This window comes from Lysinibacillus alkalisoli (assembly GCF_014643595.1).
Classification (GTDB): Bacteria; Bacillota; Bacilli; order Bacillales_A; family Planococcaceae; genus Metalysinibacillus; species Metalysinibacillus alkalisoli.
The window spans coordinates 139462-156900 of record NZ_BMJT01000001.1 but is presented as its reverse complement, the minus strand read 5'-3'; the positions used below and the strand labels follow the sequence as shown (position 1 = coordinate 156900).

The 17439-nt window shown below is 36.9% G+C and carries 11 protein-coding genes and 1 riboswitch; of the genes, 2 read left to right on the top strand and 9 right to left on the bottom strand.

The window, feature by feature from the left end; translation table 11 throughout:
* Positions 1-119 precede the first annotated feature (119 nt).
* The 6 genes from IEW44_RS00675 to IEW44_RS00650 all read right to left on the bottom strand — a co-directional run bounded on the left by IEW44_RS00675 (position 120) and on the right by IEW44_RS00650 (position 7432).
* A complete protein-coding gene (locus tag IEW44_RS00675) occupies positions 120-755 on the bottom strand; it encodes a carboxymuconolactone decarboxylase family protein (RefSeq protein ID WP_188613090.1) in 636 nt (211 codons plus the stop codon).
* A gap of 75 nt (positions 756-830) precedes the next feature.
* Positions 831-935: riboswitch (SAM riboswitch) on the bottom strand.
* Positions 936-1161: 226 nt separating this feature from the next.
* Entirely contained in the window at positions 1162-2073 is a 912-nt protein-coding gene (locus IEW44_RS00670; protein WP_188613089.1) for a pseudouridine-5'-phosphate glycosidase, read from the bottom strand.
* A complete protein-coding gene (locus IEW44_RS00665; protein WP_188613088.1) occupies positions 2067-3167 on the bottom strand; it encodes a carbohydrate kinase in 1101 nt (366 codons plus the stop codon). Before IEW44_RS00665 ends, IEW44_RS00670 begins: the two co-directional genes overlap by 7 nt.
* Positions 3168-3390: 223 nt before the next feature.
* Entirely contained in the window at positions 3391-3648 is a 258-nt protein-coding gene (locus tag IEW44_RS00660) for a DUF2087 domain-containing protein (RefSeq protein WP_188613087.1), read from the bottom strand.
* A gap of 85 nt (positions 3649-3733) precedes the next feature.
* Positions 3734-5410, bottom strand: a complete 1677-nt coding sequence (locus IEW44_RS00655; protein ID WP_188613086.1) for a methyl-accepting chemotaxis protein — start codon at positions 5408-5410, stop codon at positions 3734-3736.
* A gap of 318 nt (positions 5411-5728) precedes the next feature.
* A complete protein-coding gene (locus tag IEW44_RS00650) occupies positions 5729-7432 on the bottom strand; it encodes a methyl-accepting chemotaxis protein (RefSeq protein ID WP_188613085.1) in 1704 nt (567 codons plus the stop codon).
* A 319-nt stretch (positions 7433-7751) separates the two neighbouring features.
* Here IEW44_RS00650 and IEW44_RS00645 point away from each other — a divergent pair, with 319 nt between their 5' ends.
* The gene (locus tag IEW44_RS00645; RefSeq protein ID WP_188613084.1) at positions 7752-8912 is read left to right on the top strand and encodes an NtaA/DmoA family FMN-dependent monooxygenase; all 1161 of its coding nucleotides are present in this window, start codon (positions 7752-7754) and stop codon (positions 8910-8912) included.
* Between the two features lie 142 nt (positions 8913-9054).
* Here IEW44_RS00645 and IEW44_RS00640 read toward each other — a convergent pair whose 3' ends face one another.
* From IEW44_RS00640 to IEW44_RS00630, 3 genes are all read right to left on the bottom strand, one after another.
* Complete coding sequence (locus IEW44_RS00640; RefSeq protein ID WP_188613083.1) at positions 9055-9822, bottom strand: nucleotidyltransferase domain-containing protein; 768 nt, start codon at positions 9820-9822, stop codon at positions 9055-9057.
* Positions 9823-9961: 139 nt separating this feature from the next.
* Complete coding sequence (locus IEW44_RS00635; protein WP_188613082.1) at positions 9962-14221, bottom strand: S-layer homology domain-containing protein; 4260 nt, start codon at positions 14219-14221, stop codon at positions 9962-9964.
* 154 nt (positions 14222-14375) lie between these two features.
* Positions 14376-15941, bottom strand: a complete 1566-nt coding sequence (locus IEW44_RS00630) for a sensor domain-containing diguanylate cyclase (RefSeq protein WP_188613081.1) — start codon at positions 15939-15941, stop codon at positions 14376-14378.
* A 258-nt stretch (positions 15942-16199) separates the two neighbouring features.
* On the opposite strand from IEW44_RS00630, the gene IEW44_RS00625 reads away from it, so the two are divergent.
* Positions 16200-17369 carry a CaiB/BaiF CoA transferase family protein gene (locus IEW44_RS00625; protein WP_188613080.1) on the top strand — a complete coding sequence of 390 codons (1170 nt, stop codon included), beginning with the start codon at positions 16200-16202 and terminating at the stop codon, positions 17367-17369.
* The last annotated feature ends 70 nt before the right edge of the window (positions 17370-17439 follow it).

The window sequence follows — 17439 nt, the reverse complement described above, 5'->3', positions numbered from 1 at the left end:
GGGGTGAGCACCATACAAAAGGCTGGTTGCTGTTGAAGTTAGCGGTCCCCTTACCTTCCTTCAATCTCGTAATAAGGTTTTATTATCTGAATAATAAGTCTTTTATCACTAGGGATTTATTAATATGCATTCAATACATTTATACTATGAGCAAATGCACTTCCTGCTTTTAAAGCACTTGCCACAAAAATGGTCTCTGCTAACTCTTCCTTTGTTACATTTTGAGCTTTTGCATTTGCTACATGTAGCTCAATACAATAAGGACAACCTGTAATATGAGCGATGGCTACAGCAATAATCTCTTTTTCTTTTATTGTTAAAACACCCTCTGCCACTGCTTCATTAGAGAACTGAATAAATGTCTTAAATGCTTCTGGCGCTAACTTTTGTAGTGCGCCTGTTTCTGCAAAATAACTTTTCTCGTATAACCCTTCACCAGTTGCCTCGTCATACGCTCGCAAACTATTCGCGCCATGTGCAAATGCACTTCCTGCTTTTAATGCTGTTGCAACAAAAATAGCTTCTACCGCTTCTTCTTTTGTCACACCTGCTTTTTTGGCAGCTTCTGTGTGGATTTCAATACAGTAAGGACAACCTGTTACAGTAGCACTTGCAATCGCAATCGTTTCTTTTAACTTTGTTGTTAATGCTCCCTCTTTAAATACAGCTGCATTCCAGCTATGGAATGCTTGATTCGGTTTTTTGGCTAAGTCATTTAATTGCGCTAATTTAGAAATATCGGTTTTATTATACATATGATTTGGCTCCTCCCAACAAAAAAGCTCCCTCTTCTCATAGCTTAAGAAGAGGGAGCTTTCACTCCGTTTTTTTCCTCATCTTTCAAGCTAGGCTTGCTGGACTTAGCACCTTTGTGATATTCACCGGTTGCTGCGGGATCATAGGACCAGTTTCCTCCCCCGAACTCTTTATAAGGATTTTGTTGTTGATGACTATATTAAACGCATTATCCTACTAAGTCAATAAGTTTTATTATTTTTTCTGAAAATTCTTTTTTATATTATATTTCGATATAATGTGTATGAGTACCTCATACACATTGCCACGGCTAAATAAGTCTTCTTTATAAGGGATAAAAAAGGAACGCTACTAGCTTTGTTATAATAAAAAACCCAACTGAAAAAATTCAGTTGGGACATAGTATTATTTATTTAATGCTACAGCAATTTGAGCGCCTACATAAGCATTATGTTTTACCAATGCAATATTAGCGTCTAGGCTAGTACCTTCTGTTAATTCTTTCACTTTGCCTAACAAGAATGGTGTTACATCTTTACCTACAATACCTTGTGCTTTAGCTTCTTGTAATGCGGTTTGAATCGTATTTGTAATAAAGTCATAGTCTAATGCGTCTTCTTCACGGATAGGGTTAGCAATTACAGCACCACCTGTTAATCCTAACTCCCATTTTGCGCGTAACATTGCAGCCACGTCTGCTGGTTGATCTAAACGTAAGTTAAGGTCAAAGCCACTTTTTTGTGTAAAGAATGCAGGCATTTCATCTGTGCCATAGCCTACCACTGGTACACCATTTGTTTCTAAATATTCTAATGTTAAACCGATATCTAGAATGGATTTAGCACCTGCACATACTACTGCTACATTTGTTTTTGCTAGCTCTTGCAAATCAGCCGAAATATCCATTGTTGTTTCGGCACCACGGTGAACGCCACCAATACCACCTGTTACAAACAACTCAATCCCTGCTAATTCCGCACAAATCATAGTAGCGGCTACAGTTGTAGCACCTAATTTTTTAGTGGCAATTAAATACCCTAAATCACGGCGAGATGCTTTAGCTACATCTGGTGCATTACCAAACATTTCTAACTCTTCATCAGATAAACCAATTTTAATTTTGCCATCAATTAGTGCAATTGTTGCTGGTACAGCACCATTATCACGAATAATTTGCTCTACTTCACGTGCTGTTTTAACATTTTGGGGATATGGCATACCGTGTGAAATAATCGTTGATTCTAAAGCTACGACTGGTAGCCCTTTATCTTGTGCTGCTTTTACTTCTTGTGATAATACGATATGTTTATTTAACATGTTTGTTCCTCCAGTTCACTTTTTAGGATTTGGTCTGATAGCTCTGGTCTTACGGTATAAGCTGACCCTAATGTTTGTTTTGCATTCACTAAGCCGTGTTGAATACAACGCTCAAAACTTTCTTGTTGCAACCAAGCATGTAACAATGCCCCAACAAATGAATCACCTGCACCTGTTACATCTTTAATTTGCTCTATTTTAATCGCAGGGTAATGGGTAGGTTCACCTTGCTGTGTTGCTGCATAGACACCTTTGCTACCTGCTGTTATTACTACATTCATAACGCCTCTTGCTGTAATTTCTCTCGCTGCGCGTAAAAAATCCTGCTCTGTTTGAATGGAGCGTTTTAATAATGTTTCAGCCTCATCTCTATTACAAATAAACCATGTCACGCCTTCTAATGAACTTGGCATGCGATTCATTTTAGGCGAGGAGACGGGCACAATGGCTAGCGGTACTTTGCGCGCTGCTGCAAATTGCTGTACATATTCTACCGTTTGTTGAGGACAGTTTAAATCAATGACAATACAAGAGGCATTTGCTAGCAATGTCTCATGCTTCATAATAATGTCAGGCAATAATAAGTCATACACATCCATACTTGCCATCGCTAAAATGAGTTCACCATCTGTATCCATAACAGCTGTGTAAGAACCTGTTGTAGCTTCTTGGAAGTGTTCCACACTTGATAAATTCATAAATGCTTCAGAAGCATCGTGAATGGCTTGCCAATCGGAATCCTTACCACATGACGTAATTAATCGTACCGTATGACCTAAACGTCCTAAGTTTTCTGCTATGTTGCGACTAACGCCACCAACACTTTGTGTAGAAGTAGCAGGATTAGATGTACTTAATTGCACCTTGCCCTTCATGTGAAGTTTGCGATCAATATTTGCACCACCAATGCAAATCACTTCATTTTCTTTAGGCAAAATATACGCCCTACCAACAATCTTTCCTTGTTTAGTTAATGTAGAAATAAGATTAGCTAACGCTGGTCGTGACATATTCATTTTTTCAGCCATCTCTTGCTGTGAAAGAAATGGATTACTACGAATCAACTCTAAAATCATTGCGTCGCGTTTATTCATGTCATCACCCTAAATTATATTTGTTTAAATTATAAACTTTTGTTTAAGTGTTGTCAAAATAAAAATTCTCTTGAAATAAATTTCACATACCTATGAGGACACACAGCTGAGATATACTTAGTCCAAGCCAATAAAAAAGAGAAGTCAAGCGTACTCAACTTCTCTTTTTCTATGGTTTTAAAGGTATGTATACTCGTACTTAAGTTCGATGTACATCGTACATTTACCTTTCGTTCACAAAATACGTCATACAATCTTGGGTTCTATTTAAATATTTATAATCTACTAAATAACGTCGTAAGATGGCGAAATCTGGATAAACATTTTTTAATAACTCATTAATTTCTTTTTCGTTATATTGTTTATTCATTTCAAATAGCTGTATTAATTCATTCAAAACTTCTAATTTATTTTTTTCTTTTTTAGGAATAACTGTTAACCGGCCATTTTTAAAATACCGTTCTTGAATTGTCTTATTCATGCTAAACATTCCCTTCTCTTAACTAACATTGCTGTAAATAATATAATAATCCCTTCTACCAAAGACAGCTTTTTTATATTCGTACCTAAATTGAAAATTTATCCGCTTCTTGTTTAAGATTATTCGAAATTTGAGAGAGTTCTTCTATACTCGCTGTAATTTCTTCGACAACAGCTAATTGCTCTTCAGAATTGGCTGCTACTTCTTCTGTAACAGCTGCTGAGTCTTCTGCTGTCTCCATAATCGCAGCTGTAAATTGGCGCACCTCGTCTACTTTGCCATTCATCTTAGCAATAAAGGCTTGTAAATAAGACATCGCTTGTTCTGTTTCTTGTATTTTTTCTACAATGTCATCAAAACTTTGCCCACTCTCTTGTACTAAATTATTTTGTAATTTGAGCGCAGCAATATTTTGCTGGATTTCATGCACAGTTGTCATAATTTCACTTTGAATATTGGTAATAAGGGTGGTGATTTGTTGAGCTGATTCACTGGATTGCTCTGCTAACTGACGTACCTCATCAGCTACAACCGCAAAACCTTTACCTTGTTCACCTGCTCTTGCTGCCTCAATTGCCGCGTTTAAGGCTAATAAATTCGTTTGGTCTGCAATATTCGTAATGACTGTGATGATATTATCAATTTGACTAGAATAATCTCCTAATCGTTCTACAGACTGCCTGGATTGTTCAGCTGTTTGCATTACAGTTTGTAACTGTGTGGCAGCCTCTTGAATCGTATCATAACCCTTTTGTGCTGATACAGTAGACTCTTTAGCCTTTAAAACAGCTTTTTGCACATTGCTATCATTTTGCTCCACTTCTGTTACCATATCGGTCATAGTATCTGCAATATGGTGCGCACCTTCCGCTTGCGAAGTCACTTGTGTGGCAATCTCGTTAATAGTTTGACTAACTTCACTCACACTTTCACTTGTTTGCTCGGCTGCTACGGCTAATGTTTTAGATGAGTCTGCTACTTGTGTGGAGCTATGTTGTAATTGACCTGCGACTTCTTGTAAATGCAGTTGCATCGTATGAAATGCCTCAGCCAATTGTGAAATCTCGTCTTGTCCCTTAGGTTGGAATAATTTTGTCGTTAAGTCTAACTTAGCTACCGCAAGCGCTGTATTACGAATACCTTGTATCGGTTTTACAATCTGTTTAGAAACAAATAACGATACCATAACTATAGCTATCACCAATAAGATAACAGAAATGATAATATTTGTCATAGTAGATTGATTTAAAATCGTAAGATACGTGTCTGCTGGCACTGCCACAGACAACATACCAATAACTTCATTTTGAGATAGAATTGGTTCATACACCGTAAAAAATAGTTTGCCATTAACATCAACTTGTCCGATGTAGTTCTCTTTTTGTTCGATTACTTGTTTTGTTACTGCTGGATCTACAGTAGTTCCCTCATTACCACTTTCAGTCGTCGCGACTCGTACATTATTTTGTACAATCGTATATGTATTCCCTTGCGTAAGTTCCTTTAAGTGGTCCAACAATGTATTATTATCATTCATGGATGTCGTGCCTTTAACTAATTCGTTATTTTTAATTTGCCACTCCCCAGGTATCTTCTCATCTACAAAAGCTTTACTGAGCGTCAAATCGGATAATAGCTTATGTTCAGCACTTGAAAATAAATCCTGTTTTTTAGATTGATAGTTATACACAGTTAAAATGGTTGTTAACAAAAGTATAGCGACAATGACAACAACATTAATTTTAGTACGGATCGATTTCATAAAACAATACGCCTCCCTGCGCTGGATCTTTCCATATAATACAGCTTTTTTGACCAATGACAAGTAAAAGATATATTACTTTTGATTTAATCTTTTTCATAAAAAGCACATATTTATGTCAATCTTTCCATACAATCTTATTTTTACATGATTCACTATACTCAAGTGCATAAAAACAGGTATTTAGTATCACTTAATGATATTTTTAATTTTTATTACGGCATTGGATCCATATCAAAAAATCGTGTGTATCTTGTGACTTACAAGATACACACGACGGCTATAGGAGATAGTAGTGAGTTATTTACACCTTTTATCTTATTCATGGCGATGTGTTGTAAATTTACTTGCTTCTTTTTGCAAGTTCGTAGCAATTTGCGCCAACTCTTCGGTACTTGCTGTAACTTCTTCAACGGCTGCTAACTGTTCTTCTGTTGCCGCTGCCACTTCTTCTGTTACAGCAGCTGAGTCTTCTGCCGAGCCCATAATACGTTGTGTAAAATGTTGGACATTTGTAATCTTAGTAGCTGTTTGTTCGAAGAAGCCTTCTAAATATGTCATTTGAGCTTCTGTTTCTTCAATTTTATGAACAATTTCATGAAATGCCTTACCACCTGTTTGGACAAGTTGAGCTTGTTCTTTCAACGCTTCAATATTACGCTGCATCACATCCATCATCGTAGTGATTTCACCTTGGATATTTACAATTAATGTTGTAATTTGGTGCGCTGACTCACTAGATTGCTCAGCTAATTTACGCACCTCATCTGCTACAACCGCAAAGCCTTTACCTTGCTCACCCGCTCTTGCTGCCTCAATTGCTGCATTAAGCGCAAGTAAATTTGTTTGGTCTGCAATATCTGTAATCACTGTAATAATATTATCAATTTGCTTAGAATGTTCTCCTAATTTCTCAACAGATGTGCGTGAGTCCTCGGCAGCTCCCATTACAATGGTGAGATGTTGCTCTGCTTGTTCAATCGTTTGTTGCCCCTCATGCGCAAAAGCTGTTGACTCATGTGCCTTAGCTACCGCATATTGTACTTTGGCGGTATTCTCTTTAATATTATGCAGTGTTTCTGTCATAGTATCTGCAATTTGATGCGCTTCTTCTGCTTGGTCAGATGCCTGATTAGCAATAGAACTAATCGTTATACTTACTTCATTAATACTTTCGCTTGTTTGGTCCGTTGATATCGATAGCGTCGTAGTTGATTCTGCCACTTGTGAAGAGCTATTAATAAGTTGATTCGCAATTTCAGCCAAATGATGTTGCATACGTTGGAAAGCCTTCGCTAGTTGAGCGATTTCATCTTTTCCTTTAGCATTTAACACTTTACTTGTTAAATTTAAATCAGCCACTTCATTAGCTGTATCTCTTAATTGACCTAAAGGACGTGTAATCTGACTGCGGATAAAAAATGTCATAATGAGCGCTGTAATTACGACGGCAATAATGGAAATTATAATATTCGTCGTAGTTGATTTCATGACAATATCTGTATAGATTTTAGCAGGCACACCAATAAACAACATACCAATCGCATGATCATTGGCATCAAAAATCGGTTCGTAGACGGTCAAATAATGTACACCATTTACATTGGCCTCACCTTGATAACGCTTTCTTTTTTCTAAAACTTGTTCGCTGACAGTAGGGTCTGCTTTAGTACCTACAATGCGCTCACCTTTTGTGACAATACTAGTTGCCACACGTTCATCTTGTTGAAAGATAGTAACGGCACTACCTTCTGTTAATTCATTTAATCTATCAACTAATGCCGTATCATTCGCTATTTTTTTATTCCCTTTATGTAGTTGACCTTCTTTAATTGTCCAATCTCCCCCAAAAGTTTGGTCAATTAATGCTGCGCTCAGATGCAAGTCAGCATTTAATTTATGTTCAGCACTTTCCATTAAATCTTGCTTCTTAGAATAAAAATTAAAAATAGCTAACACAATCGTTAAAATAATTACTGACGAAAGGATTAAAACGTTCATTTTCGTCCGTATGGAATGCATAGTTCTTCCTCCTTATCTAATTATCATAATATAATGCACATTACACTATGCTGAATTCAAAGTAAACATAAAAATAGTTTATTTAGCCTAAAAAATAGGTATGCATTCAAAATCCAATCGTCACACTATAGGTCATAGTGTTTCATATTTCTATGAAAATAAGTAATAAGACCTGTTTTAGACCTATAAATAAAACGCCATCTCCATAAAATATGGTTGAGGATGGCATTTTTCTATCTTGTATCCTAGCCTCATAACTCTTACCATTTAATTGATAAACACAATCCGTTACATTGCGTGTTTTAGGAAGGAGAGTATTATGCCACAAAAGAAAATGTTAAAACTCGCTACTACTTTACTTGCACCTGCCTCAGCTCATGGCACTTGGAAGAACACACCTATCGAAAATTTTATTCATCAACCATTATCCGCCTATCAAAAATTAATTCAAACTGCTGAGGAAGGGAAATTGGATTTTGTCTTTCAACCAGACCGTTACGCCATGTTAGCAAGCCCCACTGATATTACGTATAAAAACAACCTATGGCTAGAGCCTATTACATTATTAACTGCGTTATTACCTTGCACATCACGTATTGGGCTAGCTGCTACCGCTTCTACTATTTATAACGAGCCTTATCATATAGCACGTATGTTTGCTTCTATTGACCATCTGAGTAGTGGTCGTGCGGCTTGGAACGTTGTCAGTTCACGAGGCGACTTTGAAAATATCAATTTTGGTAAAACAGATCTATTACCAGAGGAAGAGCGTGCAGCATATACAGAAGAATTTTTACACGTCGTAAAAAAACTATGGGATAGTTGGGAAGATGAGGCCGTTATTTTAAATAAAAGAGAAGGTATTTTTGCAGATGCCACTAAATTGCATGTAACGAATCATCAAGGCGATTACTTTGACATACAGGGCCCTTTAAGTATCTCTCGTCCCCCTCAAGGTCACCCCGTTATTATACAAGCAGGAGTTTCCGAACATTTTAAAGAGCGTGCTGCTGAAACGGCAGACATTATTTTTACAATGCTACCTACACTAGACATTGCCAAAACCTTTTATAAGGATGTAAAAAAACGCTTAGTAACTTATAAGCGACAACATCATGAATTATTAATCATGCCTGGCGCACAAATTATTGTAGGGAATACGGTAGAAGAAGCTTATCAAAAAAAGAAACACTATGAAGAACAGACAATTCATTTACAAGCTATGCAAAGTACAGGGCGTCATGCGTCATTTATTGGTACACCTCAAACGATTGCCGACGAAATGGCACAATGGTTGCATGAAGAAGGTGCAGATGGCTTTATCTTTATTCCAACTGTGTTGCCAGAGGGTCTAGACGATTTTGTACATAAAGTCGTGCCTGTGTTGCAGCAAAGAGGGGTGTTTAAAAAAGATTACATGAACGCTACCTTACGTGAAAACTTGGGATTACTGCGTCCACGTAACACACACTTAAGTTAAGCCTATTGTTGCACCACCATAAAACAAAGTGGTAAAGAGAAGGGTTATCTCTTTACCACTTTGCTATTTATAGCTTCATACAAGCACTCATCATGTACTTTCGGCAAAACTACTACTTAGTACAATAACTAACCACACTTCTTTATGTTACAGCATGCGCTTTACCAAAACGCCCTGTAATGGCATCTTGCAAAAATTGCTGACACAGCTTAGCACGTGTCATACGATTCGGTATTTTGGTCAGCTTCGCACCTGATAATGCCGCTTGTGCTTCTTCAAACAAGATATGCCATTGTTGTGGAGATTGCTTTTTCATTAATTGTAATGCCTCTTTTTTAGAGACAATTTGATCGGTTAAATACGAGGCATAAATACGTGCCATTGTTGTCACCGCAAATAAAAAATCTTCGGTACGCCAAAAATAAAATAAATGCTTTGTTTTTGGTTGCCAATACCCGTATAAATTGTATTGTAGGGTTGCTTTCACATTGTCCCATGTTGCTTCAATGGGTAGGGTTTGTGCGAGAGAACCATATAATGTAATGCCTTTATGTTTTAAAAGCCACCACGTAATGCCATTTGTATCCCACTCACCATATTTCACTTTACCTTTATGAATATAATAACAAGGTTCGTTCTTTTCTAAATCAATTAACGGAATATACATACCATCTATTTTTTTACAAAGAGGTTCGTTCTTAGCTAATTTTTTATGAAGCTTGCGCAAATTACCTACCTCTTGTTTAGTCAAATCAAATTTTGTCACAATAAGTAAATCGATATCACTCGTTGGTTGAAAAGCTTGTAAAGCTAGAGAACCATATACGTAAATGCCATAGACGTTATCCCCTAAAATTGCTGTTACTTCTTCTACATACTTGGTTAAGAAAATATCAACAGGTTCTTTCATCTCATTCACCTCAATACATACAACGCCTCTTATTAATAGAGGTTCACTTTGTGTGCACATGTTGTATGAATAACTTGTGACAATGCGGTAATATAAAAATGGCTTAGTGACGTTTTGATCACTAAGCCATGTAAAACATTTATTTAATAATATTTGTTGTGCCACCATTTGATTCTGATAAACGTAAGTTACCATACATATCTTTACTAATGACATGCACACGTTGACCTTCGATAAAAGTATCAATTGTAGTTGATGGTAATGATACATCCACTGCGGCTGATGGTGTGAATGGCATATCACCCATCGCAATAATCCCGGTTGGTTTTTGCTTCTTATCTTCAACCGCTTGTACAACTTGCTCCATTTGTGTAGGTGTTAATGTCGTAACATCTGTTGTTGTTGTTGCATAGTATAGTTTCGGACGCCATTGTTCTACATCCATGTTTGATTCAAATAAGAAGCGTAGCTCCTTAGAGGTATTTTTACTGCCACTACCTGCATTAGTAGGGTTTAATAAGCGGGCTTCTACTAAGTTAATCGGTGGTAGGTTTGTTGGCATAATACGGTATTTCGCAATATCTGGTTTAAATTTATAATTGGCAATGTCTGTGCCTGTTACCGTTAGTGTAATATCTGCTGTGATTTCATTACCATACGTTAATAATAATTCATATGGTTGCCATGTTAATACATTCCCTGTATTGTCTTGTGGGATGGTTAATGTGGCATTTTGTGGTGCTGGGCTAATCTTAATGAACGGACTTAACTCAGACCATGAATTTACAGGCTCACCCGTTGTAGGATTTTTTGCAATTGCTTCACTAAACGTTACTTTAAAGTCTTTACCACCTGTTTGGCGTACGATAATACCATGTGTGGTTGGTGTTAATTGATTCACATTATTTGTGCCATCTTCGCTCATGCCATCTGCTCGTTCTAAAATATCACGATATTTACCATTTTCAAAAATTCCTAATGGGTTCATAAATGTTGGCAATGTGCCATCTGATAAGAAGAAGTAATGCATAGGTTGAGCATTTGGATTTTCTGTGCCTACAGGTTGTCCATTATTTTTATGTGATTGCTCTTTCATCGTTAAATTACCATAGGCATCTTCCACTGCAATATACACTTTATAATATTTATGTGGTGAAAGACCCGTTAACAACACTTTTGTTGCTGTAGTCGCATTTAAATCGGCTCGTTTTCCTTTTGCCTTTACCTCATGTGCGCGGTAATCTGTAAAGCCTGTATCATTAGGCCCTGTTGCCTCTTCAATCACATAATATAAATAACCCGCTTCATCACTTGTAATACTCATCTCAGCTGTACGGTCACCAAAGAGTGGCTTCACCTTGCCCTGTTGTCCACTTAATAAATCCAAGTTATTTACTGTAACTTGAGGTGGCATTGTATCTTGTACGATGTCTTTTTGTACAATTTGTGATAAGTTACCTGAACGGTCACGCACAATCATAAATAAAGAGTAGGTGACAAATGGATCTAACTCTGATGCGGGTACACTCACCGCTTTTGTTTGTGTACCAACCATTGCTGGTGCAGGTTGTTGTAAATCACCGACATATTTATTTTTATTACCGTCTTGGAATTTACCTGACGGGTTATTAACAAACTCATCATAGAAATCACGTGATGTAATACCAGCCATATCCGTTTGCTTTGGCATAATCATATAGTAGTACGTACCCGCTTTATCTGTTGTAAATGTAGCAAGTGCCTTATCACGATTAGCTTCATCCAACTGCACTTTATCAAGTGTTAATTTTGGTATTGTGGCATCTGTATGAATGTATTCCGTAAAGTTACGTGGCTTTTCGCCAGCTGCAATATTTTGCTCATTTTCAAAGTCATTAAAGGCTAAATCTTTTACACCTGGTAAAACCGTAAAGACGATATTGTCATAGTTAACTAGCCCTGTATCACCTGGTACCTCAATCGCTAACACTTTACGATTTTCAATATACTTTACAGATTTCGGCAACACACCATCCTTATCATGAGAAGGTATATTTACCATAGCCGCACCTGTTAAACGATAGTTTGTCACATCTTCTGCTGTTTCTCTATCTAAAGCCTCACTTACAGGCACATAGAAAATACTTGGGTTTGCACTATCACGGTCTGAAGGGGTCAATAAAGGCTTTGTCACATATGGTGGTACATTATCAAGCGCTGATGTTGTCAGATCTGTTTTTGCTTGTGGCTCCACAGACTCATTGCCTGACAGGTCAATCATTGCTACATATACTTCATATTCAGTTTCAGCAGTTAGACCAGTTAACGTTTCGTTAATGACGAGTTTATCTGCTTTTGCCTTGCCTGTGACTTGTGCGTTTGCTTTAATCTCTGCAAATGTTGCAGGGGTTTGCCCTGTGGTTTTAGGGCGATAATAAATATAATAATCGCCTGGTTCACTTGCGGTAAATGTTACACCCGCGCGCTGTCCACCGTGTAATGGTGTTGCTTTTAAATGATTGACACGTGGTGGTGTAGCATCTTTTAACTGGAATTCTTGGCTCACTGTAGACGATACGTTTTTAGAGCCATCAATTCCAATAATGTAAACGACGTATGTTTCTTTTTCAGCCAAACCTGTTGCTGTGAAACTGTTTTCACCAACACGCATGGCGCCTGTGCCATTATCATCATATTTTCCAGGGATTTGTTCGATTAAATCTCGTCCTGAAGGTGGCTTCATATCTTTTTCTTTCTTTTGCACAATATAATAATAAGTGCCACGTTCATTACTTGAAAATTTAATTTCCGCATTTGTACCAGCTGCACTAATCTCAACAATTTTTAAAACAGGTGGTGTACGGTCTGATGGCTTTTGGTTTTCAATAGGGTCTTTATCTACTGGATTGCCATCTGAGTCTTCAATTACCGTAATATTAGTATGATCCTCTAAATAATCATCAAAAATATTATTCGGAGACTCACCTACTGGTAAAATCACTTCCTCAATATATGTGTATTCACCTAAATCAATCCAGCCATAAATATTATCCACAACTAATTTATCAATAGTGCCTTCGTAATAAATTTGCAAGTCATATAAACTGTCGTATTGCATATGTTTAATATGACCCTCACCAAAGATTGTTAATGGTGTGGCATTATTAACATGGAAGTATTTTACATCACCAATCACTTCAATTTCTTGAACTTCACCAATCACTTCTAGACGTCCAATAACTGTGTCAGTTGTAATACGTGTTTTATTTTGTGAAACCGTCATACGTGCTACTTCGGCATTTTCAAAGCGAATGTTCTTTTCAACAGGATTCATTTCAGATTGATTGCCATTACCCCAGTCAATTACATCGCGATCTCTAACTTGCAATCGTGTGGCGAACCCTTCTGTTAAAAACATTTGACGCTGACTATAGGTTAAAAATTGCGTCAACGGCGGACGCACTGTCTCATTAATTAACACATGTCCTTGAATATACATATTACGGAACAAAATATGATTGCCATTAATGACTACATCCGCTTGCAATGTCTCATAATCTCCATCAAACGTTAACATACGTGATGCTGATGCACCGCTCGCATTAATTGTGAGCTTTTGTAACTCTACAAGCTCTTTACCTCTAAAAACGCCTTCAATGGTCGCGCCTTTTAATACATTAGCATTGCGGTTATTAATAAATGGCTTAAGTTTTGTACCTACTTTATAAGCGACACCATTAATATAAACGGTGTTGCCATCAACATTTGTAATTTTATATTCCCTTTGCTCTGTACTTACTTTGTCAGAAGTAATTAAAAATGTTGCCATCTGTGCACGAGTCACTGGTTTATATGGCGAATATGTATTATGGGTAGTACCTCTTGTAATCCCCATATCAACTAAACTTTGAATATAAACCGCATTACTCGTCTTTTCGTCCACATCAATAAAACGTGGTTGAATAGATGATGCAACATCAAAGTTATACCCTAGCACTAACATCTTTGCCATTTGACTACGTGTTACAGGCTCATATGGCTGAAACTTCTTTTTATAACCTGTCATAATATTAGCCTCAGCTAATGCGGCAATATACGGATACATCTCATAATTATGGCTCACATCTGTATAACCTGGGTCTTTTACATTTGTGGTATCAAGTTGTAACATTTGCGCTAACATTTTAGCTGCTTGAGCACGCGTGACGGATTGATTGGGCATATACTTCCCTCTAAACCCTTGCACATAACCTAATTCATACAACTGAATGATATTGTCATAATGTGAGCTACTTGGGTCCACATCACTAAATGGAGAAGCCGCCTGTACAGATGTCGGCAATGTATAGGCAATTGTACCCGAAGCTAATGCCGCAATTACAGCTGCTTTACTAACCTTTCGTACATGTTTTTTGCTCATGTAAGTCTACCTCCTTCTAAAAAAAACAACTATATCTCTTTCTGTTATATCGGTTAAATCCAATATAATTCAATACGGTTTCGTTCTTTTCTTCCATACAAAATAACCATGCCATATGCTCAAAATTTTTACATATGACATGGTCATGATTTTGTTATTCTGTTAAATACGTATAAACACGGTTACGTCCTTCTTCTTTTGCACGATAGAGCGCTTTATCCGCCAATTTAATCACTGACTTTGCTGTTGGGGCAGCAGCATGCATATCTGCTACGCCAGCAGACATCGTTACGATGCTTCCTGTTGGGCTTTCCACACTAGATACTACTTGCCTCAAGTTTTCTGCAACACGATAAGCTTCTTCTAAAGGCGTATGAGGTAACAAAATAATAAACTCCTCGCCTCCGTAACGACAACAAATATCTTGCGGGCTTGTGTTCGCTAAAATATGCCGTGCTAAAAACTGTAATACCTCATCACCAATCGCATGCCCATAAGTGTCATTAACACGTTTGAAACGATCTAAATCTAACATAATAACGGCATAATCATAGTGATTATTTTCCCAATTCGTCAACACTTCTTCCATCGTTCGACGATTCATTAATCCTGTTAAAGCATCGGTGGAAGCTTGATTTTGTAAAAACTCCACTTGGCTATGTAAGGAGGATAGGCTGCGTACTAATGAACGCTTCAATGATTGTGCCTCCCTATAATAGCTTGGCACCTCTTTAATACGCTCTACATTCTTCGTCTTTAAGCTCTCCTCTGTATAATGCGCCAATTTTTGAATAGGGCGTACAATATGCAAGGTCGCATAAATCGTAATAATAATCATCACGATAAAGAATGGTAACGTAGCGATTGCAATTTTTTTCACTACTGTAATCGCTGGGTCTGTCACTAAAGTATAAGGGCGCTGTAACACAATATACCAATCGGCTTGTTGTAATTTACTATATCCTACTACATATTTCTCCCCGTCAATTGTTTCTTTAAGACCATCTTGAGATTTAGTGCTTATTTTTTCGATCATACGTTTTGGGATTTTATCGCCAATTCGTTTTAAATCTTCATGAAAGATAATCTCACCATTTGATCCCACAACATACACTTGTGAATCGTCATTGTAAGGATGCTTCCCTAATAGCTCATAAAAAGAGTTATGATTTTGTAAATATAACGTTCCCCCAACAAGCCCTCGGTACATTTGATTATTATCAAACAAAGGTTGTGATATAAAAACAACGAGACGATCTGTTATCGTCAAGTATGGATTCGTAATGAATGGTTTTTTAGCTTGATTAGCTGCACGTGCACCTATAGAATCTAACGTCTTGCCAGCCACCGGTATGGAGCTTGGCGAGACAGCTATTACCTCACGCGCCTCCGTTGTGACAACGGTTGAGTTAAAATAATGGGTTTGCTTTTCTAATCTTGTCGCCTCTTCGCCCAGTTCTTCATAATTGGTTAAATTCTCTTGAATGATATCAGCGCTATACTTTAGTGTAGCTTGCGCCTCTTCTAAAAACTGATCTGCTGTTTTTGCTAATTTTGCAGCATACGTTTGATTATGTTCTATTGTCTCATCTAAAAAAGATTTTTTAATTACTACTTGAGCAATGATTAAACCAAATGTCACAATGAGAATATAGCCAAGTAAAATAAAACCTGTCATTAAATATTTTAATTGTATTTTATCTTTTTCGACTTTTTTCATACGTTATAGCCTCTCTCAATCGCTATTATTTATCATCAAATAGAATAAGGTTGACATACATCATTTTATTATGACATACATAATTTTTTTGTGCTATACGTTCTACTTATCGTACTGTTTTTTGAAAGTTTGAGTCCTATTCTTTCACGATTTTTAGCATATACTTTCAGAAAACGCTCTGTTATAATACTATTTAATATTTTTAAATCTGTATTAATACAGAAAACAAAGGGATTATAAAAAAGGGGGATGAAAAGTTTGACGATTTTACAAGGGTTAAAAGTTTTAGATTTCTCTTCATTATTACCTGGGCCAATGGCTACGATGATGTTTGCGGATTTAGGTGCAGATGTCATACATATTGAGTCTTCTAATCGGGTTGACTTGATGCGTATTATGCCACCATATGACGATGAGAAGGAATCTTACATTCATCAGCATATTAATCGCTCAAAACGTTCTTTAACATTAAATTTAAAGACACCTGAGGCCATCGAAATCATACAAAAGCTAATAATGGAGTATGACATTATTATTGAAGGTTTTAGACCTGGTGTAATGCAGCGATTAGGCTTAGATTATGAGGCATTACGTGCCATTAATCCAAAACTTATTTATTGTTCCATCACAGGTTATGGGCAAACAGGGCCCTTCAGCAATCGACCTGGACATGACAACAATTATTTATCAGTAGCAGGGTTATTAGATTATTCTCGACATCAAAATAAAAAACCTGTAGCTATGGGTATGCAAATTGCTGATATGGCGGGTGGTGCTTTACATGCAGTAGTAGGGGTGCTATCTGCAGCATTACATCGCGAGAAAACGGGTAAAGGACAATATGTCGATATTAGTATGACTGATGCTGTATTTTCGTTTAATGCGCTAGCAGGCGCTACGTATTTTGGTAGCGGACATGTGGCACAAGCCGAAACGGAAATCTTAAATGGCGGCACATTTTACGATTATTATAAAACAAAAGATGGGCGTTTCTTTTCTGTAGGTAGTTTAGAGCCTCAATTTAGAAAACTGCTATGTGAAGCATTAGACATACCTGAATTAATTCATAATTCATTTAATGACTCGGCTTATACACAAAAAAGATTTAAAGATGCCGTACACGATGCTTTTTTATCCAAAACATTTGATGAATGGCGCACTATTTTTAATGACGACTTCCATGGTTGTGTGGAGCCTGTTTTAACTTTTGAAGAAGCCTGTAACCATCCGCAAATACGCGCTAGAGAAATGATTACTTCTATTGATGGACAACAGCAAATTGCTTCTCCGATTAAGTTTTCTGACGCGCCTCCTGTTTATAAACATAAAGGTGCTAAATTAGGCGAACATAATGAAGAGGTGTTACGTTCTATTGGATATACAGAAGAAATGATACAACAATTTTTAACCAAAAAAATCTTATCATAAAAGTTAATTAAATGGTATTTTTATAGGTATTTTGGTATTAAAATTAATGTTTTCATATGTACTAAAGGCT